Origin of the sequence: Paenibacillus sp. FSL A5-0031, assembly GCF_001956295.1 — a bacterium.
Lineage (GTDB): Bacteria > Bacillota > Bacilli > Paenibacillales > Paenibacillaceae > Pristimantibacillus.
The window spans coordinates 181,746-205,006 of record NZ_MRTD01000010.1; the positions used below are offsets into that span (position 1 = coordinate 181,746).

The 23,261-nt window shown below is 46.1% G+C and carries 20 protein-coding genes; all 20 read right to left on the reverse strand.

What is annotated here, in order from left to right; translation table 11 throughout:
- Positions 1–58: 58 nt before the first annotated feature.
- Positions 59–1,381 (reverse strand): LLM class flavin-dependent oxidoreductase, encoded by a 1,323-nt coding sequence (locus BK120_RS18710; RefSeq protein ID WP_076269023.1) that lies wholly within the window; start codon positions 1,379–1,381, stop codon positions 59–61.
- Positions 1,382–1,406: 25 nt separating this feature from the next.
- Positions 1,407–2,777, reverse strand: coding sequence for an ABC transporter substrate-binding protein (locus BK120_RS18715; RefSeq protein ID WP_076269024.1), 1,371 nt, complete (start codon positions 2,775–2,777; stop codon positions 1,407–1,409).
- A 28-nt stretch (positions 2,778–2,805) separates the two neighbouring features.
- Positions 2,806–4,122, reverse strand: a complete 1,317-nt coding sequence (locus BK120_RS18720; RefSeq protein ID WP_076269025.1) for an LLM class flavin-dependent oxidoreductase — start codon at positions 4,120–4,122, stop codon at positions 2,806–2,808.
- Entirely contained in the window at positions 4,122–5,456 is a 1,335-nt protein-coding gene (locus BK120_RS18725; protein ID WP_076269026.1) for an LLM class flavin-dependent oxidoreductase, read from the reverse strand. Before BK120_RS18725 ends, BK120_RS18720 begins: the two co-directional genes overlap by 1 nt.
- 198 nt (positions 5,457–5,654) lie before the next feature.
- Positions 5,655–6,629 carry a carbohydrate ABC transporter permease gene (locus tag BK120_RS18730; protein ID WP_076269027.1) on the reverse strand — a complete coding sequence of 325 codons (975 nt, stop codon included), beginning with the start codon at positions 6,627–6,629 and terminating at the stop codon, positions 5,655–5,657.
- A 23-nt stretch (positions 6,630–6,652) separates the two neighbouring features.
- A complete protein-coding gene (locus BK120_RS18735; protein ID WP_076269028.1) occupies positions 6,653–7,519 on the reverse strand; it encodes a carbohydrate ABC transporter permease in 867 nt (288 codons plus the stop codon).
- Complete coding sequence (locus tag BK120_RS18740) at positions 7,516–9,786, reverse strand: DUF5696 domain-containing protein (protein WP_076269029.1); 2,271 nt, start codon at positions 9,784–9,786, stop codon at positions 7,516–7,518. The genes BK120_RS18735 and BK120_RS18740 overlap by 4 nt, the downstream gene beginning before the upstream one ends.
- The gene (locus tag BK120_RS18745; protein WP_256710946.1) at positions 9,783–11,936 is read right to left on the reverse strand and encodes an SMP-30/gluconolactonase/LRE family protein; all 2,154 of its coding nucleotides are present in this window, start codon (positions 11,934–11,936) and stop codon (positions 9,783–9,785) included. The genes BK120_RS18740 and BK120_RS18745 overlap by 4 nt, the downstream gene beginning before the upstream one ends.
- Before the next feature lie 12 nt (positions 11,937–11,948).
- Positions 11,949–12,752 (reverse strand): carbohydrate ABC transporter permease, encoded by an 804-nt coding sequence (locus BK120_RS18750; RefSeq protein ID WP_083682184.1) that lies wholly within the window; start codon positions 12,750–12,752, stop codon positions 11,949–11,951.
- 48 nt (positions 12,753–12,800) lie between these two features.
- Positions 12,801–13,697 carry a carbohydrate ABC transporter permease gene (locus BK120_RS18755; RefSeq protein ID WP_083682186.1) on the reverse strand — a complete coding sequence of 299 codons (897 nt, stop codon included), beginning with the start codon at positions 13,695–13,697 and terminating at the stop codon, positions 12,801–12,803.
- Entirely contained in the window at positions 13,687–16,641 is a 2,955-nt protein-coding gene (locus tag BK120_RS18760; RefSeq protein ID WP_076269032.1) for an extracellular solute-binding protein, read from the reverse strand. Before BK120_RS18760 ends, BK120_RS18755 begins: the two co-directional genes overlap by 11 nt.
- Positions 16,642–16,677: 36 nt before the next feature.
- Positions 16,678–17,787 (reverse strand): ABC transporter ATP-binding protein, encoded by a 1,110-nt coding sequence (locus BK120_RS18765; RefSeq protein WP_076269033.1) that lies wholly within the window; start codon positions 17,785–17,787, stop codon positions 16,678–16,680.
- Positions 17,788–17,885: 98 nt separating this feature from the next.
- The gene (locus tag BK120_RS18770) at positions 17,886–18,854 is read right to left on the reverse strand and encodes an aldo/keto reductase (RefSeq protein ID WP_179089825.1); all 969 of its coding nucleotides are present in this window, start codon (positions 18,852–18,854) and stop codon (positions 17,886–17,888) included.
- Positions 18,855–18,949: 95 nt separating this feature from the next.
- On the reverse strand, positions 18,950–19,258 hold the full coding sequence (locus tag BK120_RS18775; RefSeq protein ID WP_076269035.1) for a hypothetical protein: 309 nt from the start codon (positions 19,256–19,258) through the stop codon (positions 18,950–18,952).
- A 24-nt stretch (positions 19,259–19,282) separates the two neighbouring features.
- Entirely contained in the window at positions 19,283–19,465 is a 183-nt protein-coding gene (locus tag BK120_RS18780) for a YezD family protein (protein ID WP_076269036.1), read from the reverse strand.
- Positions 19,466–19,569: 104 nt separating this feature from the next.
- Complete coding sequence (locus BK120_RS18785) at positions 19,570–20,199, reverse strand: nitroreductase family protein (protein ID WP_256710948.1); 630 nt, start codon at positions 20,197–20,199, stop codon at positions 19,570–19,572.
- 882 nt (positions 20,200–21,081) lie between these two features.
- A complete protein-coding gene (locus tag BK120_RS18790) occupies positions 21,082–21,405 on the reverse strand; it encodes a hypothetical protein (protein WP_076269037.1) in 324 nt (107 codons plus the stop codon).
- 97 nt (positions 21,406–21,502) lie between these two features.
- Positions 21,503–22,138: a hypothetical protein gene (locus BK120_RS18795; protein ID WP_076269038.1), complete on the reverse strand. Its 636-nt coding sequence runs from the start codon at positions 22,136–22,138 to the stop codon at positions 21,503–21,505.
- 24 nt (positions 22,139–22,162) lie between these two features.
- Positions 22,163–22,690: a nucleoside-triphosphatase gene (locus tag BK120_RS18800; RefSeq protein ID WP_076269039.1), complete on the reverse strand. Its 528-nt coding sequence runs from the start codon at positions 22,688–22,690 to the stop codon at positions 22,163–22,165.
- A gap of 1 nt (position 22,691) precedes the next feature.
- Positions 22,692–23,108 carry a hypothetical protein gene (locus BK120_RS18805; RefSeq protein WP_076269040.1) on the reverse strand — a complete coding sequence of 139 codons (417 nt, stop codon included), beginning with the start codon at positions 23,106–23,108 and terminating at the stop codon, positions 22,692–22,694.
- Positions 23,109–23,261 lie beyond the last annotated feature (153 nt).

A 23,261-nucleotide genomic window follows, 5' to 3' on the forward strand; every position in this document is an offset into this window, starting at 1 on the left:
CCTCTATCATGAGGTACAGCTGTGTCGTTTAATAGCCAACAAGCTCTCACCTAGTCTTTTAAAGTACAGCTTTGCTCTCATAACGAATATTCGCCGGCCGCTTCAATCCAAGCTGCTCTCGCAAGCTCGTTCCTGAATATTCCGTCCGAAACAATCCGCGATTTTGCAGCTCTGGAATCACCTTATCTACAAACTGCGTAAGGCCGCTCGGGAAAATCTGTGGCATAACATTGAACCCATCAGCAGCGCCGTTAACAAACCAATTTTCAATCACATCTGCAAGCTGCAGAGGCGTACCCGTAAACGTAAAATGTCCTCTGGCTCCTGCTAGGCGATTAATCAATTGCTTCAGCGTTAACTGCTCATGGCGGACGAGATCCAGTATGAGCTGATGTCTGCTCTTATTGCCATTAACCTCATCCGTTTCACGCACACCCTCCAATGAAAGCGGCTCATCAAGCGGATACTCGGATAAATCAATGCCTAATCGTTCCGATAGCTGTTTAATTGCACCATCTTTATTTACATAATTGAATAATTCGCTCTCGATTTCTCTCGCTTCCTCCACCGTGTCTGCCAATATCGGGCTAATACCCGGCAAAATCTTCAGCTGGTCAGCCTCTCTTCCATACTTCGGCAGTCTTGATTTCACATCCTTATAAAACTGCTGAGCACTTTCAATGCTTTGATGCGCGGTAAAAATAACTTCCGCTACCTTTGCCGCAAATTCCTTGCCGCTCTCCGAGGAACCCGCCTGCACCAGCACAGGATAACCCTGCGGCGGCCTTGCGATATTCAGAGGTCCCTTCACCGAATAATATTTTCCTTTAAAATCAATCGTATGGACTTTGTCCTTATGGACGCGAGTTCCTAACGTTTTATCATTAATGACCGCCTCATCCTCCCAGCTGTCCCAAAGCTGCTTGGCGATTTCTACGAATTCATCTGCTTCCTCGTAACGCAGCGCATGATCGGGATGATCCTCCCTCCCGAAATTATGTGCGGCTGATCCAGCACCCGTAACGATGTTCCAGCCCGCTCTCCCTTTGCTTATGTGGTCTAGAGAGGCAAACTTCCGTGCCACATGAAAAGGTTCATTATACGTAGTGCCAACCGTAGCAATTAAACCGATATGCTTCGTCCTGCTTGCCAGCGCAGCCAGCTCTGTGAATGGCTCGAGCTTATTGGAGCGTCCGATATAGCCATCAGCCAAAAATACGGAATCCATTAGTCCTCTTTCAGCCGTCTGAACGATTTGCAGCACATGCTCGAAATCAAGGTTGCGGCTCGGCTCCGCCTCCGGCAGCCGCCATGAAGCTTCGTGATGGCCGGTTCCGAACAAAAAGGCGTTGAGATTTAATTTGCGCTCCGATTCTCCCATATTTAATCCCCTCTCCATCGTCTGCTTATTGACCGATCGTCGTTTTTAAAGTCTCTACATCTTTATTAATCGCATCCGTTGCTTTGCGTATAGCCGAGTTAACATCTAGACCATGGATAGCAAGATCCTCAGCTGCTTCGGTAAGCCGTATCGTAATGCTCGATTCATAAGGATGAATGAAATGCTCTTGAATGGGCTTCCCAATAAAAACATTCTGAACGGTTTTGCCTTGTAGAACCGGTATTTCTAAGCCGTAATCCTTCTCCAGTTCCGGATTGATAATAGCTGGAACACGCCCGTTCTTAGCAATAATCCGCTGCCCCTCATCCGATAAAATTTCTGCGATCACTTGAAACGCCTCATCTTGATGCGGGCTTTGGCTGTTGATCGCAATAGAGTGGATTTGCGCTTCTCTCGTATTGCCAAGCTGATCGCTGAAGTTTGGCGCCGGCGCAATATCCCAGTTGAATTCCACACCTTGTTGGCGCAGCTCCTCAAGCGGACCAACCATATTGGCAAGCCAAGATACCCGAATGGCAATGTTTTGATCCTTCATGAAATGGTCACGAGTCCAGTTCCATGTGCCGTCCTGCGCTACATAACCCGGTATTTCAAAAATCTTCTTCTGCAGTTCGAATACACGAAGCCATTCCGGCGTATCGAGCGCAGCTTGCCCCGTCTCGCGGTTCAAGTAAGGGATGCCCAGCGATTTGCCCAAACCAGTTAAATTGTCTACAACTAGCCCGATATATTGAATGCCGTTTTCTGTTCTGGTCAGCTTCGTGCCAAGCTCGACCGCTTCGTCCCATGTCAACTGCTTCTCGGTTGGATAAGGAACGCCGAATTTATCAAAAATATCTTTGTTGTAATACAAAACATGCTGATTGATATTGAAAGGTAGCGCGAGAACTGCATCTCCTTTGCCCTTCGTTATGTCCTTGATATAATCGTAGCCAATCGGTTTGAGACGGCTCTCGTCAAAATGATGTTTTTTGATTAATTCTCTTAAATCCTGATATACACCTGTCCGAATAACCCGCTGCTGCACACTGCCAAATATAATGTCCGGCACATGTGTGGACAGCACCTCCTCCGGAGTCGTCGTCGCTGCTGGCGTTATTCGTTCAATCGTTACATTCGGATACTTCGCATGAATGGGACCTGCAATCATTGCTTCGAATTCCACGTCCGTAAAGGTAGCACCAGTGGAATAAAACGATAATTTTAGCGGCTCATCCCCAAGCTTCTTGAAATCCGCGGTTTCGGTCGCACTGTTCGTTGCATCCTTCTTGCCTGATGCATCATTCTGCTTTGCAGGTGCGTTATTGTCTCCCCCGCATGCGGAGATCGATGCTGCAAGAACAAATATGACGATAATAACCCCTAGTTTCTTCATCCGATATCCTCTCATTTCTATTATTTATTTATATTTGCTGAAGATGGCGCGTATTGGCGGGACGCTGAAGCCCTAAGCTGTCACGAAGCGTCTTACCTTCATATTCGGAACGGAATAACCCACGGTTTTGCAGCTCTGGAATGACCTTGTCTACAAAGGTTTCAAGCCCTGTAGGAAAGAGCTGCGGCAGCACGTTGAAGCCATCAGCCGCATGGTTTTTAAACCATTTTTCAATAAAATCTGCGGTTTGAAGCACAGACCCGGTAAACGTGATATGCCCATGTCCTCCATTGCTGCGATAAAGAAGCTGGCGAATCGTAAAGCTCTCTCTGCGCGCCGCATCGATAATGACCTCCTGCCTGCTGCGAATGCCGTTGAACTCCTCAGCAGGTTTGGCTTTCTCCAGCGGCACCTGCGCATCCAGCGGATAATCATTCAAATTCACCGTGAATCGCTCCGATAAGCTATCAAGCGCACGCCTTGTATCTACAAAAGCATGCAGCTCCTCCTCAATCTCGCGCGCTTCCGCTTCCGTATCAGCCACAATCGGAGCGAGCCCTGGCAAAATAACGAGCTCATCAACCGTTCTCCCATACTTCGCCAAACGTGATTTCACATCGTAGTAGAAGGCACGGCCTGCATCGAACGTTTGCTGCGCCGTAAAAATAACCTCCGCCGTTTTCGCTGCAAGCTCCTTGCCTTGCTCGGAGGAGCCTGCTTGCACGAGCACCGGATATCCTTGCGGCGGACGCGGAATATTGAGCGGTCCCTTCACCGAATAGGTATGTCCTTTGAAGTTGATCTCGTGCACCTTATTTGCATCCAGCAATTTACCCGCTTTTTTATCGAAAATAAGGGCGTCGTCTTCCCAGCTGTCCCATAGCTGCTTCACCACTTCCACGAACTCCTCGCCCGTCTCGTAGCGCTGCGCATGCTCTGGGTGTTCGTCTCTGCTGAAGTTATGGGCAGCTGAGCCCGCACCCGTCACGATATTCCAGCCAGCTCTGCCTCCGCTTATATGATCCAGCGAGGCGAATTGCCTTGCGACATGGAACGGATCGTTATATACGGTCCCGACTGTCGCAATCAAGCCGATATGTTCCGTTACAGAAGCAAGTGCTGCGAGCAGCGTAAACGGCTCCAGCTTGCTGCCGCCGCCTGCATATCCATCTGCTAAAAATACGGAATCCAGCTTGCCACGCTCAGCGATTCGAGCCAGCTGCCCTAAATAATCAATGTCCAGTTCCAAATCCGGACGCGCATCCGGATGCCGCCAAGCTCCCGCATGATGGCCTGTCGCTCTCAAAAAAACGTTCAAATGAACCTTTCGACTCGCTTCACTCATTAGAAATGCACCTCTTCTTCCGTTTTTTTGGCCTGCCAGCTATTTGCAGGTCTTGCTAAACCTAGATTTCCACGCAGCGTTTGCACTTCATAGGAGGTACGGAACAATCCGCGATTTTGCAGCTCAGGGATAACTTTATCGACAAAGCGCTCCAGCCCGCTCGGATACACCTGTGGCATCACATTAAAGCCATCAGCCGCCCCATTCTTGAACCACTTTTCAATGACATCGGCCAGCTGCAGCGGTGTACCCGTAAAAGTAAAATGCCCTCTTGCCCCTGCTAAGCGATTGATCAATTGCCTGAGCGTCGGCTGTTCGCGTTCTACTAAATCCAAAATAAGCTGGTGGCGACTCTTCATGCCGCTTACCTGATCTGTCGTTTGTGCACCATCCAAATTGACAAGGTCATCAAGCGAATGATTAGACAAATCAACGCCTAAGCGGCCCGATAACCGCTTAATCGCTCCTTCATGATCGATAAGCTCAAACAGCTCATTTTCCAGATCCTGCGCCTCTGCTTCTGTATCCGCCAATATCGGACTAAGTCCAGGCAATATTTTCAGCTGATCCGCCGTCCTGCCATACTTCGCCAAACGTGACTTCACGTCTTTATAAAAGGCTGCTGCCTCCTCGAAGGTTAGTTGAGCAGTAAAAATGACCTCCGCCAGCTTAGCGGCAAATTCCTTGCCCGTCTCAGATGAGCCCGCTTGGACGAGTACAGGATAACCTTGCGGCGGCCGCGCGATATTCAGCGGTCCCTTAACTTTGAAATATTTCCCATCATAATCAATCGTATGAACCTTGGCTTCATCGATAAGAATGCCGCTTATCTTGTCATTTGGCAGCGCGTCATCCTCCCAGCTGTCCCACAGCTGCTTGACGATTTCTACAAATTCCTCCGCTGATTCATAACGATCATGATGCTCCGGATGCTGCTCCCTGCTGAACTGTTCTGCAGCCGGTCCCGCTCCCGTCACGATATTCCAGCCTGCACGACCCTTGCTAATATGGTCTAAGGAAGCAAACTTCCTTGCGATATGAAACGGTTGATTATAGGTGGTTTCTACCGTTGCAATTAGACCGATATGTTTGGTTGCTGCTGCTAATGCTGCCAGCATGGTGAACGGTTCAAGCGATCCCGATCCCGCCCAGTAGCCATCCGCCAGAAATACAGAATCGAGCAAGCCGCGTTCGGCAATTTGAGTCAGCTTCAAGTAGTGTTTAATATCAACACCTCGCTCCGGATGCGTATCCGCATGCCGCCACGATGCTTCATGATGGCCTGATGCGGCCAGAAACGCATTAAGATTTAGTTTTCTCTCCGATCCACTCATCGCACGACTCCCCTTAAGTCATTTTCGAATGAAATACCTTGTTCAATTCCCCAAAAAAAATAGCCAGAGCTGCCCTAAGGCAATCTCCGGCTATCCGGTCGATTATTTCCAATTAAATCAATTGGTTTTATAAGGATTATAGTAAGTGCTAAGAATTTATCATCTCAACTTCGTAATGTCAACGTTTTTTTTGATCTACTATTCTACCAATCCTGTCCGTTCTACCCCTTCAATGAACCACCGCTGAGCGAACAAATACACGACAAGCAGCGGCATAATAATTAGGAAAGAAGCCGCCATCTTGATCGCTTCGGCATAAACGGTAATCTCCCCCGCTCCTTCTGCAAGCTTCATCTCGCCAGCCATTCTTGCCAGCGTAATGGAGAGAGGTACGTTCTCCGCAGTAAACATAAAGAGTGACGGAAAGTAAAAATCATTCCAGTTCCAGACGAAGGAAAATAGTACGACCACAACGGTAGCCGACCTCGACAGCGGAAACATGACGCGAAAGAACAGGCGGAAAGGGCCTGCGCCGTCCATACGCGCAGCCTCGTCCAGCTCTTTGGGCAATGTGGAATAGAAGGATCGATAGATGATTACGAACATCGCTCCTTTCAAGCCATGGCCAAATAAAGCGGGGACAACCATCGGCAAAAACGTGTTCAGCCAGCCGAACTCTTTAAAGAGCATAATCGATGGCAAAATCGTAATTTGCGGCGGCATAATAAACGTAAACAACAGCAGAGCTCCCCATACTTTTTTGAAGGGGAACTCCAGCCTTGCGAACGCATAACCGGCAATTGCACAGGAAAATACCTGCAGCACCGCTACGGAAGAAGCCAGCGAGACGCTAATGAGGAAACTCTTCGTGTAATTCAGCATTTCACTCGCCTGCTGCAGATGCCCCAAAAATATGGACCGCGGCACCCAAATAACGGTAGGGTCAAGAATATTTCTCGCATCCTTCACCATCGTCGTCACCATGTATAGAATCGGCTTCATATAGATGAAGGCGACATTGATCAGAATAATATAAACAAACAGCTTGAAGAGAATGCCCTTATCTATTTCAGCTCCAAGCAGCCGATACCTGAGACCAGTCAAGCTTCTTCGCAGCTTTTCATCGCTATATAGATTAGTCGCAATCTCATTTCCTTTTTTCACAATTTTCATGAACGCTCACCTCTCTTTCCCACTTATCGTTTTCCTGAAAGCGACTTATCCACTCGGCTGTATAGCAATAAGGTCAAGAGTACGAAGGTTAGGATGATTAAAAAATAGATCCATGCCAAAGCGCTGGAGCTGCCATAATTGCTCGTATTCACTCGGCTGACAATCGGATTGGATGGGAAGGTGAATAAGTCGACTACTGTGTACATTAAGTTCAAGAAAATATAAGGGACAAGTCCGGGCAGCGTTATTTTCCAAAATGTATTCCAAGGTCCAGAGCCGTCAATACGGGAAGCCTCGTACACTGATGCCGGCAGCGTCTGGCGTCCCGCGAGAAAAATTAGAATTTGCACGCCTGAATACCAAAGGACAAGCACAAATGAGCTCATAACCTTTTGTATCGGAGCCGCCCATGATCCCGGAACGTATTCACGCAAATAATAGTCGATACGCAGCGTCTCCATAATGCTGAGAGAGCCTTCCCCCTGCGCAATAAACTCCTGCACGATCTGGCCGGAGGAGAAAATAACAGGCAAAAAGAAGATAACCCGAAACAGCGTTCTGCCTGGAAAACGCAAATTAAGCAAAATAGCGACAAACAGGGAAAAGACAAGAATGATCGGAATCATCATGGCTGACTCCCTTAGAAACGGGAACAGCTCCTCATAGAGCAAGCTTCCGTTCGCGATCAATATTTCCCGGTAATGGCTTAGTCCAATAAACGTATAGTTGACGCTGCTCACCGTAATTTTCACCTGATGAAAGCTCATATACAGCGAATAGCCGAGCGGGAAAGCCACAAAAACGAGGAAGCCAAACACCCATGGCGCGATAAATAGGGAGCCTTCGAGCTTTCTAACTGTCGTATTTTCCAGCTTGCGACTCCATCTCATGGCTTCGTTCCTCCTTTTATGACGACAAAGTCTTTTGCTGGAACGATAATGCCATCCTTGCTGTAATCGGTCTGATTATAATTGACGATGATACGATAATCGCTGCCGTACTCTGTTTCCTTCACATTTGGAGCGAGTGTACGATGTCCCGTAATAAACTGCTCCTGCACAGCTGCAAGCGCCTCATTTGTTTTGGCATATTCAGCTCGTAAATGATCGATCCAATCCTTATAGTTCAAGCTGTAATACCAGTAGGAATAGGAATTTTTCAAATCAGCTGCCTTGTCGCCGCTAAGCACATAAGCAGGGTACGCCCCATATTCAATGCTGCGAAGCAGCTCATCATCGAACTCATCGCGCAAATTAGACCATTCCAGCGAATATGTGCGCAAGCCATGGAGAACGATTTGGGCAAAAGGAATCGCTTCACTAATGAAGACATCATACGAATAATCAGCGGTTAGGCGGTGGACATGATCGATTTGGGCTAGCGCATAGAAATTCACATTATTCGCCGCAAGCGACCCGAGTGCTTCCTTGCTTTTGTTCAAAATGCTGCGCTGTACATCGACAACCTCTGCCCTGCTCGCCGAGTATCGGCTGTTGAAATCCGTATTGACCTGCTTGCCGATGCCATCCTCGAAATAGATGCCGTCTGCTCCCAAGCTCTTATAGCTGTTCAAATCGGCCGAGACCACCTTCTCATAAAACCTCGGGCTTACAAACTTCGCTGCGTCCTGGTCCTCATTTCCCCTTTCCTCCAGCACCGTTCCTGCCAAATTGCGCAAGCCGTCGCGTCTCCACCAGAACCGATCATCGCCATTCGTATTGAGCGTATAATTCGCAGTCAAATAAACCGGAATATCCAAGGTATGAGCGAAGGAAATAAAGCTTTTCATCCCTTTGTTTCCACCTAAGCGCTTATCTACAGGAAAGTAGCCGCCATGCGTGCTGTAACCGTCCTGCTGCCACCCTGAGAATTGAATTTGCAGATGCTGAATGCCGCTGTCATAAATCGAACGAACAAGCTCGGTCGCCTCTTCTGTCGTGGTCGCTTTTAAATATGAATCTGCAAAAAGCCCCTTCTCGATGTCTGCGCCTACAATGTCCACAAACAGCGGAATGTCCTTTTTATTTGTTTCCAGCGGTTTTACACCCTGCTCTTGAATCAAATAATTGCGATAAACCTCCGCCATGCCAGCATAATCACTTTTATTAGGGAGCAGTGGATAATAACGTGTTGCGCGAGCATTCGTTATAAACTTATCGCCGCTGTATGTATAGAAGCCTTCACCCGTGCTCTTGCTTACACTTTGGAAAAACTTCTTCCGATACTGCCATTCGGTCGTCACCCAGTTTGAGCGGCCCACCGCGCCTGACGGCGCTGCATAAACATTCGCGAACGCCTCCCCTTCAGAGATAATCGCAACAAACGCCTGATCTCCTGACTTTAGGCCGAATACAGGCATCGTAATCCCCTGTCTGCCTGTATTTTCGTTGTAATAGGATAGATCCTGCCCATAAACACTCTCATTGTAGGTCAACTGCTGCATCAAACGATCTGCCTCAAAATGGATCAACGAACCGGAGCCGTCCGGCAGCAAAAGGTAACCCTCCTGCCCAGCAGACGGCTGGGCCCCAAACAAAGGATATAGCTTAATATTCAATAAGCTTAATGCGCCTTCTACGATTCCCTCATCCAAAATTCTCGTCTCTACATAATCCTTGTGCAGACGCACCTCAATCGGAATTTTCAACTGCACCTTCGGCAGCGCGAAGGTCACTGTGAATCCATTTTCCGCAGCCTGGAAATTTTCCAAGTAACCTTGGTTCTCGATTAATCCGGCAGTTACAGAGGAGGATTTGTAGTTTTTTGCATTTACGTATTCAATAATGACAGGAGAAGTTAAATTATTTTTCCACGTATTCGGAACCGTTTCTTCCTCCCAATACTTCGGCTCTGGATAAGAACGCCATATCTTCCCTGTTGCTTTATCGATTACTTGGAAGTGAGCAGATGCCTTATCTACAAGTAGCTTTAATTGGTCTGATTCTGCGATTTGCTCAAAATTTGCTTCAACTGGCAATCCCGCCTTATAGGGAACGGTTCCTTTCATTTCAAATGGATTTCCAGCAACTACGGCCACATCAGCGGGCTTGCCCCATAACCCAACCGCCACAAGAGCAAACCATCCTATACCGATCAGCAAAACAGCAGAGAGCAGCAGCTTCATAACGAGCTTTATGTTTATTTTGCGCACAGTCATCGGATGATCACCTCCTGATATAAGGAATTAATAAAGTTGACCAATTCTATGCTTAAGCTAATTAAGATGAAAATGAGAATGACAATAATAGCAAGCGCAAGTAACGATAGTAGAATAATAAAAATAGCTTCAATAAAGGTGTAGTTGTGTATGCCCTGCACCATCCATATGAACAGGAAGACTACCCATAAAACGATAAACAGCTTCAAAAACTTAAAGATCGCCAGCTCGTTTAAGGTCAGCACATTGGAGAGCAGAGTTACAGGTATACCGATGAGAATAATCGGAAATAAGGCGTAGCAGCTGCCATAAAATACGTCTCGGAACCGTCCCTCACCTCTAAGAAGCGAGCTGATTAAATAGTTGGAGACGACAAAGCCGAGCCAAATCCCAACAAATTGAATCGTAATGGGAAACAGATCAATACCGACATGCACAGCAGGGTTAAAGACAAAGCCTGTTCCCGCCTGTATATATCCGTACGATGCTAGTGCAAATATAAGTATCAGTATGCTGCTTAACCAACCTGCCTTGTTTTCGTACCGAATAGCATAGAAGCCGTCTACAGGATGTTTTATTAAATAGAACATATGCTGCAGCTGTTCAAGTATCGGATGCCTAGCACTGCGTTTAGCTGACGATTTGCCTTTTAAGCGAAGCTTTTTGGATAAAGCATTCCATAGAAGATACACGACGCCGAGCACGAGCGCCACATTCATGAGGACGCCAAAGTGCTTCTGAAACCATGTCAACCGATTTTGCCAAAAGGATTCTGAATAGCCGCCTACTACGCCCGCCTGATAAAACAGCTGCTCCGACCTTGCATACTCCTCTTTTTTGTAAGCGGCCTTCGCCAAACCGATCAGTGCCGGTGTATATTGTGCATTTAAACGATGAACCTCGCTCCAGAGCGGCTCGCTTTGCTCGTATCTCCCTTCCTGCGTTAATTGATTCGCTTCATGGACGAGATGGCCGAACTCAGACAGCCGCAGCACTTGAATGAAATTATTAACGCTGTCCAGCACGAGCAGTTCACCCTTGGAATTGCTCGCAATAGCTGCTGGCGCTTTGACGATTCCTGTCTTGGACGTAGCGGTAATGACATCCCCGCCCCAGAAAAACAACAGATTGCCATTCGAATCATATTGGCTAATCATATTGCCTACAGAGTCGATCACAGTAAAGTTGCCGGCACCATCCACCGTAATATCATTGAGCTGAGGACTTACACTTTGCCTAGTTCTGTGAAATACCTCTCCGTAAGAACGCACTGGCTGCAAGGCGGCGAATTCCCCTTTGCCTACCAGCTGGTCGAGACCCGCGATGTTGAGCTTTTTGACCTGATCCGAGCTAATTTCCTTCGTCACCGTATAAATAAATCCGTTCTTGTCTATCGTTGAGCCCGCAATAGCTCCAGGCAGCTTCTTCAGCTCCCTTTGATACATTTCCCGCGTATATACAAATCGCTTAAATGCGTCAAACAAAGAGAAGCTTACGCGATTCGGCCCAAAAAAACTAATGAAATTGCCTTCAGGATCCAGCTGCACCAAGCCTTGAAAAGCGCCAAGCGTCGTTACATAAATAAAGCCGCGCTTATCTACAATGAGGTTAACCGGGTCATACTTGAAAGCCGGCGGCAAATAGCTGGACTCCGGACGGCCAAATGCTTTTAGCAGCTTGCCTTCTTGATCGAGCCTTACGACCCGGTTGTTGCCCGTATCTGCAACGTAAATCTCTCCAGCTTCATCGACATAAATGCCGCTTGGCTTCTTGAGCGGGCTTTCTGTTACTTTGATTTCACGAATATATTGGCCGTGCTCATCCAAGTGTACGATTCGATTATTGCCCGTGTCTGCAATGTAGATATGGTCCTTATCATCCACAAATAGATCCTTGGGCTGATTAAGCTGCAGCTTTGTTTTCCCTTCGGCTCCCGCAGCTTGGTTTGCTTCCGTAATCTCAACATCCGTGCCAATAATGCCAGCAGGAATGTAAGCCGCTTGCGTCTTCACCAGCTGTCCGAATCCATCCTTATAGTAGGTTTCGTACGGTAACTGCGAGGCTGTGGCCGGTGAGATGGGCCAAGCTATGTAAATCGCCGTAATCAGGATTATAATGATCGGACGAATCCGCAGCCTCCTGTTCTTCAAACGATTTCCCCCTTATTTAATACCGGAATGCGCCATTGTCGAAATGACCTTGCTTTGCAAAATAACAAAGAAAATTAAATTCGGAACGAGCATAATAAGCGCTGCTACAGCAGCGGCGCCTTGACGTGCCACATTGTTCGCCAAGTTATTGGTCAATGTCGATAGGAAAAACGGAAAGTTTTTCATTTCATCGTCCTGCATAAACAGCATCGATGTCTCCACGTTGCCCCAAGAGTTCTGAAAGGCGAGGATCGCAACGGTCGCGATGGCCGGCATACACATCGGAATGACGATTCGAGCAAATACGATAAATTCGTTTGCCCCGTCTATTCGTGCAGCCTCCAGCAGTGAATCAGGAATCTGATCCACGAATTGCTTGAGCAGGAACACGCCTACCGGCAAAGCAAGTACGGGCAGCAAATGCCCCCAGTACGTATTCATAATGCCAAGGTGGCTGACGACCAAATACCTCGGAATTTGAATTACCTCTGGTGTAAACATCAGCATCAGAATAATCGTAGCAAAGATGAATGCGCGGCCCGGAAAAGGATGCTTCGACAGCGGATAAGCGCAAAGCGCACTCACCGACGTCACGCCAACAACACTCGCAGCCGAAATGAACAAGCTATTGAACAAGTAGCGCGATACCGGAACGATTGAATTGGACGTTACCCAAAAGAGCTCAACAAAGTTCTGAATGTTCGGCTCCTTCACAAAGAAGCTCGGCGGATAGACGAACAATTCATGATAAGGCTTGAAGGCATGATTAAAAATATAAATGATCGGCAGGACCATGATGACGGATAGGATGAGCATAAACAGATTAAAGCTTATTTTTATACCAAGGCTTGATTGTTTCAGCTGTTATTCCTCCTTCGTACCGAACAATCCCCAGCTGAGCTTGTTCGCGAAATACATAAATATAAGAAGAAACACCGAAACCGTCGCCGCATAACCCATTTCAAAACGGATGAGACCATAATCGTTAATATGGTTCACAATCAAATGCCCGGCATATTCGGGCGTCGGGTTTTGACCGGATAGCTCAACACCAATGGATCCGGTCTTAAAGGTCGTAACGATCGCCATTACGGCGCCAAACAGCATTTGCGGCTTCATGGACGGAATCGTAATATACCATAGCTCCTGTATATTGTTTCTGATGCCGTCGATTCTTCCAGCCTCATAAAGTATCGTATCCACGTTAAGAATACCCGCGAGCATCGCTAGGAAGCCTACACCCATGCTCGACCACAACGTGACGACGATCATCGAGTTCATAAGAAACTCTGGACTTGTCACCCATAACTTTGGCACGTCGATAAGGCCTGCTTTTAATAGAAAGCTGTTCAAATAGCCAATGCGATCGCCCGACAGCAAGGGAAGCCAGATAATCGTCATCGCTATGCCAACGGTAAGCGATGGCGTATACATCGCAAGCGCCACCCACTTGCGAACGCCGCCGCGCAGCCGTGAAATAAGCCATGCGAGCAGGAAGGCGGCAGCATAACCGCCGGGACCAACAATGACAGCAAACTTAAATGTATTGGGCAGCGCATATTTTAGGAACAGCAGATCCTGCGCGATCAAATACTGAAAGTTGCTCCAGCCAATAAAGCGAGGAGGCTCAATCCCGTTGTAATAGGTAAAGCTTAAGCCTACCGCCGCAAGAATCGGAATAACAATAAACAGAGCGAAGCATATAAGAAACGGCGCGATAAACAAATACGAAATGCGATACGACCATAATCTACTCCACATAACGATCAATCCCTTCCCAAGGCTGATCGACAATAGGAATGTCCAGCTTATTCACCTGTTCGCCTCGCTCATTAATGTAGCCAAATTCCTGCTGCTTCCTTAGAAGCTCACGGTTAATGTCCCGAACGGCTTGCTCCAAGGAGGACATATAATTCGCCGTTCCAACAACGGATCGATTCCATGCATTATGAATCTCGCGTTCCAAGAAATATCCGCCGGGCACATTCGGAATATCCTTATACCATTTCCACTGGTTCAAAATAATTTCAGCATCCTCCTTTTTCCACGGCAGATGCGTGAAGGCTTCCACGTTGGACGTATTCCAGCGGAAAGCGACGCCATTGACCGCTTCTAAGTCAGAGCCATATTGCTCCTGCACCTCAGCTGACAACCACCACTTCAGGAATTGCCATGCCTCTGCTTTTTTATTGGACTTGTCAAAAATGACACCCGTACGCTGCCCCCCGCCAGCCCAGCGGCTTATCGATCCGTCCGTCTGCTTCGTACCGGGAATAAGCGCGATACCCCAGCGGCCATTCAGCTCAGGCGCAGCAGCCGAAAGCTGCACATACATGTTGTAATCCGATATGCCGATTGGCATCGTTCCGCTGCGGAAATGCTGATAGAAGCTCGGCACCTCCCGCTCCACAGCGTATGTATTAAATAGATCCGTCCACTGCTTGAAGGCACGATATGCTTCTGGACCATCGAGACCTGATTTCACACCGCCGGGTTCATAAAACTCCACGCCGTTTTGATAGAAAAAATGCGTAAACTCCTTCGGATTTACGTAGAAGTTCATAAAGTTTTGCTGCAGCGTAGGCAATAACTGATAAACGTCCTCCCATGTCTCGGGAATTTCAGCTCCAATACGCTTCAAAATATCCTTGCGATAATAGAGAACTTGGAACGACTGCGTTTCCGGCACGCCATAATAACCGCCATCGTAGTGCAGCGGCAGCCATGATCCCGGACTGAACTTCGGATACAGCTGATCAAAGTCTTCAAACTTGCTTAAATCCTGCAGCGTACCGCGAATGGCATAATCGACCGGCAAATCCTGCGTCAAGCCAAGGGCAATATCCGGCTGCACGCCAGCTGCATTAGACATAAGCAACAGCTCAGCATTTGGAAGCAGGTTCACCTTTACCTCAATGCCTGTTTCTGGCGTGAACGACTCATCTGCAAGCTGCTGCAGCTGATCCACGTAATCCCTGCCGCGCTGAACCCAAATGTTCAGCTTCTTGTCATCCAAGTCGTTAAGGCTGTCCCTCGCATCGAAAGAATAAATAAAGTTTTGAGCGCTGCCCCATAGCCGACCAAAAAAACCAGCTTCCATTTTCGGAGCATCCGTCTTCTCGGGAATAATATAAACCTCATCCAGCTGCAGCGATTGCTTGAGCAGTGTATCGATAAAAGTACCGAATTTCTCTCTCATCGAAGAAATCTCTTCGACCTGATAAGGAATTTCTTCAGGCTTCTTAAGCAATGCACGCAAATCCTTCGCTGATGTATCGAGTCCTTGACTGATTGAATCCTTGTTGCCGTTTGCTTTCACTACCCGCTTCGACAGTGACTCCATGACATCCGCTGCCAGCGCCATCTTGTCAGTCATCCCCGGGAAGTCCTGCTCCATGTTCCACGTACGATTGCGGTCAATGGTCTTCTTCGAGCTCGAACCTGTAATCGTACGCAAATCCCAGTCAATCGCATCCAAATGAGCGATCAGCTTCTCGACATCCACAACAATTGACTTGATAGGCGATTGTGTGACGGCTAGCGACAACGTATGCTTTCCTTTCTCAAGCTTAAGCAAATACGGATTCTTTTTTTCGTCCTGCAAAATCATTCCGTTCCAACCAGTAGAATAAGGAAATCCATACGCTAAAAATTGCTTAAACGGTACCTCTCCATCCACTCGAACGACCCGGTAGGAGGTTTTCTGAGCTATCGTATTTTGCAGAGCGCGAAAGCCTATTTTGTACAAGCCGCTCTCCGGCACCTCAAACGACCATGAGATTTCCTGATTTTGTTCAAGCCAGCGCGGACCGCCGACCGTATTGTAAATAATTCTTCCCGTATACCGCGGCAGCGTGCGTGAGTTTTTATCCGAAAATAGCTTTATTGCCGTATCATTTTTGCTCGTGAAATCCTCCGCTTGAATCGTCAATACATCGCCTGCAAGAGAAGGCGTATCGGCATACGCAGCCTTAACTTCAGCATAATCTGGTATTTGCTTGCTCGGAACAAGCTTAATTCGCTCAAGCGCAACAGGGTCAAACCCTTGCAATCGAATGGTATGCGTTCCTTGTTCGAAATGCCATTGCAAAGGCTGCGCATATGCCCCTCCTGAATCCGTTAACGGCTTCTCGCTCCAGCCCGACACATCAATCGAACGAGGACGAATTTCATCGCCGTCTGAGTTTTTCAGAATAGGACGCACATCCTCCCATGTCCGATATAAGGATATGGAAGAGGCTTCCCTAAACGGTCTTTGGCCATCTATCGTTACCTCCCACCCGATCGGTCCCTTTCTTCCATCCTTCAGAGGGTTATAAGAAACGTGGATTTCATACAGCGCACTCTCTGCAACGTCAACTTGATATTCAACCCATCCTGTGTTCCTTGTATTCCAAATCAGTATGTTTGATTTACCGTCGTAATCGCCTGCTTTGATCTCCTCTTCATTCGATACACGAGATGGCTTCGCTGCATCCAGCTGAATTGAAGTTGTTGCATTGCTCAGCCCCTTCTCCTGCCATGCTGCCAGCGCATCGCTAAAATAAGGGTCAACCTCATAATTAAATGTAGTTACGAGCTTGTCATATTGGACCGTATCGGTTTTGTCTCCAGATTCTGAGTTTACTGCCGCTCCAGCATTAAGCAGCCATGCTGCTATGACAATACTGGCACCATAGACAAGCCATTTCCGTTTTTTATTCATAAAGGTTAAGCCGCCTCCCTCCTTCGCAAATACCGATCATTCTGTAAATCTTTCACCCGTATCCTTATGAAAGAAATGAGCCTTCGATAGATCAAGCTCTACTTTCACTTTCTCATTTTCAGCAAAACGATTATCGGGATCGACGCGTGCAATAAGCAGCTTCTCCTGTCCGATGTCTAAATAAAGAAAACGATCAGCGCCCATAAGTTCATTGTCCTTATAGGTTCCGGTAATGATCGTCTCCGAGAACAAGCCTTCCAGCTTCACATTTTCCGGCCTTATACCTAATATTACCGATTTGTTTAGTTGGTTATTTTTGCGTAAAATATCCTCCATCACTTCATTTAACTTCAGTTGAAAACGATTCGTATGAAACTCTAATCGCCCCTGCGGATTCTCCTGCACGCGTCCATGAATGAAATTGATTTGAGGAGAACCTATGAAGCTCGCAACAAACGTATTCGAAGGTTTGGAGTAGATCAGCTCCGGCGTATCACATTGTTGAATGACGCCGCCCTTCATCACGACAATACGATCCGCCATCGTCATCGCTTCCACCTGATCATGCGTAACGAATATAAAGGTTGTTCCTAATTTTTTGTGCAGCTTCGTTATTTCCATTCGCATCGTTACTCTAAGCTTGGCATCTAAGTTAGACAACGGCTCATCCATCAAAAACAGCTTCGGATCACGCACGATAGCTCTGCCAAGCGCCACCCGCTGGCGTTGACCGCCCGACAGCTCCTTTGGCTTGCGATTTAAATAAGGCTCAATCTCCAAAATTCGGCTAGCATTTTTTACCGCCAAATCGATCTCATGCTTCGGAAGCTTGCGCATCCTCAGTCCAAACGCAATATTCTCATATACACTTAGATTGGGGTAGAGGGCATAGTTCTGGAAAACCATCGAAATATCACGGTCCTTCGGAGGTAGCTTATTGACGAGCTGCTCTCCAATATAAATCTCGCCTTCGGAGATCTCTTCAAGCCCCGCAATCATTCTTAATGTCGTCGATTTGCCGCAGCCGGAAGGACCGACGAAAACGATAAATTCCTTATCTTTAATTTCCAGCTGGAAATCCTGCACAACCGCGTGTTTGTCTTTGCCATATCTTTTGTATAGATGATTAATCGTTACTCCCGCCATGCTTACCGCCTCCCATCCGAACTTGATAAAAAAATGAGGATATCACGCACTGCTCTGATATCCTCCATTGATACGGTAGAATGTATTTAATTATAGAATTAGCTCGGAATGGCTTCTTTTGCCGGCTCCAAATTGGAGGTTGCTTCATCGGCCTTCGCTAGTTCCTCAGCGCTTAGTTTAACATCCCAGCTTTTTGCAGCCTCCGTAATATGCTCAAGCTTCGAAGCGCCTAGAATTGCCGACGTAATGCCAGGACGACTTAGTACCCAAGACAATGCGTATTGCGCTTGAGTAAGGCCCTTTTCTTCCGCCAAAGGTCTAATCGCCTCAGCAACTGGAATTGCATTTTTCTTCAAAAGCTCCTCCAGCCTTTGCTCGCCTGCCGCAAGCCGTGATCCTTCAGGCGGCGCTTCTCCAACCCGGTACTTGCCAGAGAGTATTCCTCTGCCAAGCGGACTATAAACGATAACGCCAACTTGCTCCGATTGCACAAAAGGTATAATTTCCTTCTCAATTTCACGCGAGATGATGCTGTATTCCGGTTGGAGACTTTCAAAGCGATGCAGGCTGTGCAGCGCGCTTATACCGTGAGCCTTCGCAAGCTGCCATGCAGCAAAATTAGAAGCGCCTATGTATCTTACTTTCCCTTGACGCACCAGATCATCTAACGCTCGAAGCGTTTCTTCAAGGGGGGTATTAGAATCAAATCGATGTACCTGATACAGATCCAAATAATCGGTTTTCAACCTTTTTAAGCTGTCTTCAACAGCTTTGTAAATATGATAGCGGCTTTGCCCCGAATCATTTACCCCTTCGCCTACGCGGCCATGAACTTTGGTTGCCAGCACAATTTGGTGGCGCCTTTCTTTTAACAAATTGCCCAGTATACGTTCCGACTCGCCTTCCCCGTATACATTAGCAGTGTCAACGAGGTTAATGCCATGATCCAGCGCGGCATCCAAAATCGCAGCAGATGCATCCTCATCAATCCATCTTCCAAACGCCATCGTACCTAAGCTCACCTCAGATACTTTTAGTCCTGTTCTTCCCAATTTACGATATTCCATGTTCATTATCCTCCTCAAATTTTGTACAAAAAAAACCGGAGACAGGGTTTGCATTTGCAAAATGTCTCCGGTTTTCCGGTCGAATATATTCATTATTAGTATGCGGCCAAGGCTCTTATTACCGGAACTTTGTGTTCAGCAGCAAATTGGCTAAGCTGAGCGACCAAATTTCCTTTGCCAAAAGATAAATACTTATGGCCTTCTTCCGCCTGCAGCTTGATCATGTGATCTAGAAACTGAATAATCATCTTCCGCCGGCCTTTAATTCCAGCATAACCGTTGTCATACAGCCATTGATCAATGGTATTGTAGACACCACGGTTCAGCCGATACATTTGCAAGCAGTAATGATGGAAGGCAAGATCCGGCCATTCATATAAACTGGAGCTCCTATCGTTCTTCATACGCATCCTCTCCACTTATAACGGTTATCTTTGCTTGCGAGCAGCAGATGGCAGCTTCTCCACCTCGTAACGGCTGCGCTCCGTCCGATCAATTTGTACAATTTGACCATTATGAATCGTAATTTGAACGATGCCATATTGAACGCCTGCCAATTGATCCTGTATTCGCTTCAACCATTCATCAGCAACCTCAACCGTTCTGGACATATTCAACATCCTCTCCAAATTTATGAGTGTGTTCAAACTAAATGTATAAGTGCCATCAAACCAAATGCTTGGTCACACGGGTTTCCAGAAATGCGATTAGCCGTTTAATCTACCTTAATCTCCAATAGACTCTCAGCCAAGGGGCGTCGCCCATTCGGAATTTCTTTATCGCGAAACTTTTCATCGAGCGTATCAAGTCCTCCACGATGACCGAGTGCAATGACGGCATGCAGTGCAATATGTTCGGGTACTTCTAAAATCTTGCGTGCTTCCGCTCGGTCAAATCCTCCAACGGCACGAGTCGATAGACCAAGCAGCCTCGCTTGCAGCGCCAAAGTTGCCCAAGCAGCTCCTGTATCGAAAGCATGGGACACATTCGGATTGCCATCTTGCTTAACCGCTTCAGAAGCTAGAAGCAGCAGCACGGGTGCGCGATCAGTCCACAAGCGGTTGCCAGGCACGATGAACTTGCGGAACTGCTCATGCTCGGCTTCTTCCCTTGCGACGTAAAATCTCCATGGCTGCAAGTTGCTGGACGATGGCGCCCATCTTGCAGCCTCCAAAACCGTATAAAGCTCTTCATCGCTCACAAGCTGCTCCGAGTAGGAGCGTGGCGACCATCGATTCAGAATAAGCGGGTGTACAGGATAATCAGGGCTTCTTGCATCGGCAACCTCTTTACTGTATTGCTGCTCAAGTGACTGAGCATTAGCTCCAAAACCAACATGACTCACTATCCCCATCTCCTCTTCCTTTGAATAAAAAGAAGGCGCACGACAACCGATTCGGCATTCGGTTGGCATGCGCCTCCAGTTTTCTAGCGAGCGCGACTTGCAATCAAATACAGCGAAACCATTGCCATGAATGACGATGCAAGTGTCATTATTCATTTCCGACTAATTCAATAGGATAAATTAAATTTAACATGATGTTTTCCATCCGTCAACACTTATCGGACTAATTTATACGACTCTTTTTTACAAATTAGCACCATGCTTTCGCTGCTGCAAAGGCCAAGCTTGCTTCGCCACTTGCTACTGAGCTCCCTACGCCAACTGAAGATTCACACGCTCAATTCACTAATTTATTACCTAAATCCTTATACTGACTGGATTCTTCGTATGAATTTCCCCATGATACGAAACTCCCTATACTAACTCGATTCTTCATACGGGATTTCCACTCAATTGGTACGAGAATCCCTACGCTAACTCGATTTTTACGCGGGATTCACGCAAATGTTACCCAAACCCTTTACTAAATCGATTCTTTACACGTAAATCCCTTCAATTGTTACGAGAATCCCTACGCTAGCGGGAATTTCTCCTGTTAATTCATCAAAAAGGGGCTAATTCAACTAATTACATGGAAATTCTCCCGTTAAATTTCTTCTTATTCCTCAATTAGAGCTAATTTCGCGAAATTAACGGGAGGTTTTCCTGTTAGTTGAGCATTTGACGTATAAACTGAGAAATTAACAGGAGTTTTTCCTGTTAGTAGATCGATTACTCAAAATACGATTAACCTCACACATACTCATTATCGAGCAAATCTGCCCATTCAAAAAAAGCCTCCCCACCCACTTAGAACGTGGATTAGGAAGCTTCTTTATCAAATTAATAAGCTTCCCCTTCGTCTCCCTGCACTATCGCTTGCAATTCAGTCGCAATTTCTTTCATCTTATCCATTACTTCCCCTTCAGCCTCAGGGACTGTTATCCTACCTTTTGAATAACTAAATGGTACTTTAATGTCTTCATATGACCAAATGAAAAACTCTCCATCAATTGAAATATTGAAAGGACCGGCAATAGAAAACAGATTCGAATATTCAAAGTCTTTTTTCGCAGCAAAATAGGTTTTTAACTCTTCCAATGTTATTGGATTATCCGCGCTATCTGTCCAATGATTTGCTCTCGTAATATGAATATCATAACTCATCTCATGATTTCCCCTTTTAATAAAAATTTTCACCAAAATATGTTGAGACTCAGACTACTCTACTTCGTTGCGTAGTGCCATAGATAACAGATGTATTTCAACATTCAACTTCCCTGTATGTAAAGTTCTTTGCAACTACAAAAGAAGGCTCTTCATGTTGACGCATAAGTAAAAGTTTCATTTTACCCTTATCATTATGATTAATAGGGGAACGATCAATCCCAGGATTTAAGGAGTGGGCTTGAAACACCTTTTTATAAATATTTACGATTTCTATCGGTCCTGAACAAAATGAAGCATATCTGTCCTTTTCCTGATAACCGTATGTGCCGTAACTAGGCATGTAATGACTTATCGTCTCCAACGCAAAAAAGCGTTGTAAATATTTTTGCAACTCGTGATAAATGGCTCCAGCTATTTCATCATTTTTAAAAGCTTCTTTTGGACCATAAATATTATATTCCGGTTTATTATACTTAAACAAATAAGGATGCTTATTTAAAAGATCAAGGTAGCCAAACGCCTTATCTAACCTTAGCCTTTGATCCAATACGGTTTCACAAATAATTTCCCATTGTTTCCCCTTTTCCACTCTTACTCCTGACTCATCTCTATAGATTGTAATCGTTAATATGATATTCTCGTCAACATACTCACTCTTATCAATACAGAAATAGCACTCATCTGTTTCTTTACGCATTTCTTCCAGCTTGTCGTGGATTTCATCAAACATTCTTTATATCTCCCCCTATACCACCTACAATAACCTAAAAAGATCGTTCTCCAACGCCTCTGTTGTTAATTCTCTATTTTCTTCATTCATAACGTAAAGCTTAATGCCTGGCAGTTCCTTTATCTTGTCAATTTCGGGATGGCTATCCAAGCAAATCGTGCCTATGATGAGATGCTGAGAGCTTGAAACTAGGTCAAAGACCATTTTCCGAAAAGGTACCGATAACATTTGCATGTAGCCAATTTCATCAATAACCGTTACCTTCTTCGTCTTCAAGGATTGTCTAATTGACGTTAGAGCTAAATTCTCAAAAGCTTCTAATTCAACGCCATATCTTCCTATTCTTATGGAACTTGTACTATCTACACTTGCTATTCTTACGCTTTCTCCAACCAATGTTACGCAGTTAAATCCAATACGATCCGTCTCATTTCGTATTTCTTCCGTATAAAATCCTCCAACATGCTCAGCGCCTATTCGGTTAATGAGCTGTATAATGGCAGTCGATTTGCCTACTCGCGGTTTCCCAGTCAACAAAAAACAGGTTTCCATATCATTCCCTCATTCGGCGGTGCAGCATATTTTCTGCTAGGGCATATAACAAACCCACAACCGCAAATATTATAATAGAGCTATTTCTATTCAACTCGTATCCCGAGACAAAATTATCATATAAATAATGAAACATATATACGCCCACCAATCCACCAAACAGGATATAGATTGAAGCCTTAATCATTAGTGATTTCACCAGCTTATGAACAACCAAAGAGATGGGCAGCAATGTAATCGGATAAAAAAGGAAGGCGTAAACAACCATCAGCAAAACGAACGTCAGCCCGATATTACGGAGACCATAATATTCGGTTGTCATAATTTTGCTCCCCTCGAATAATTCCAAGACCACCGCTGCCGCAACAAACAATATAATCATAAAAATCCAAAGAAAAAAATGTTTGACTATCTCCAATTAAACACCGCCTTGTTTGCTTAGATAAGTATTAAACGTTTATTTAATTTACAATGTTTCACAATTGCCTTATCTGTTTTATTATTTTGATGCTTCGCTCCATACACAAAAAAAGCCCGCGCAGCGCACGGACTTAACAACGATCAGCCTTTG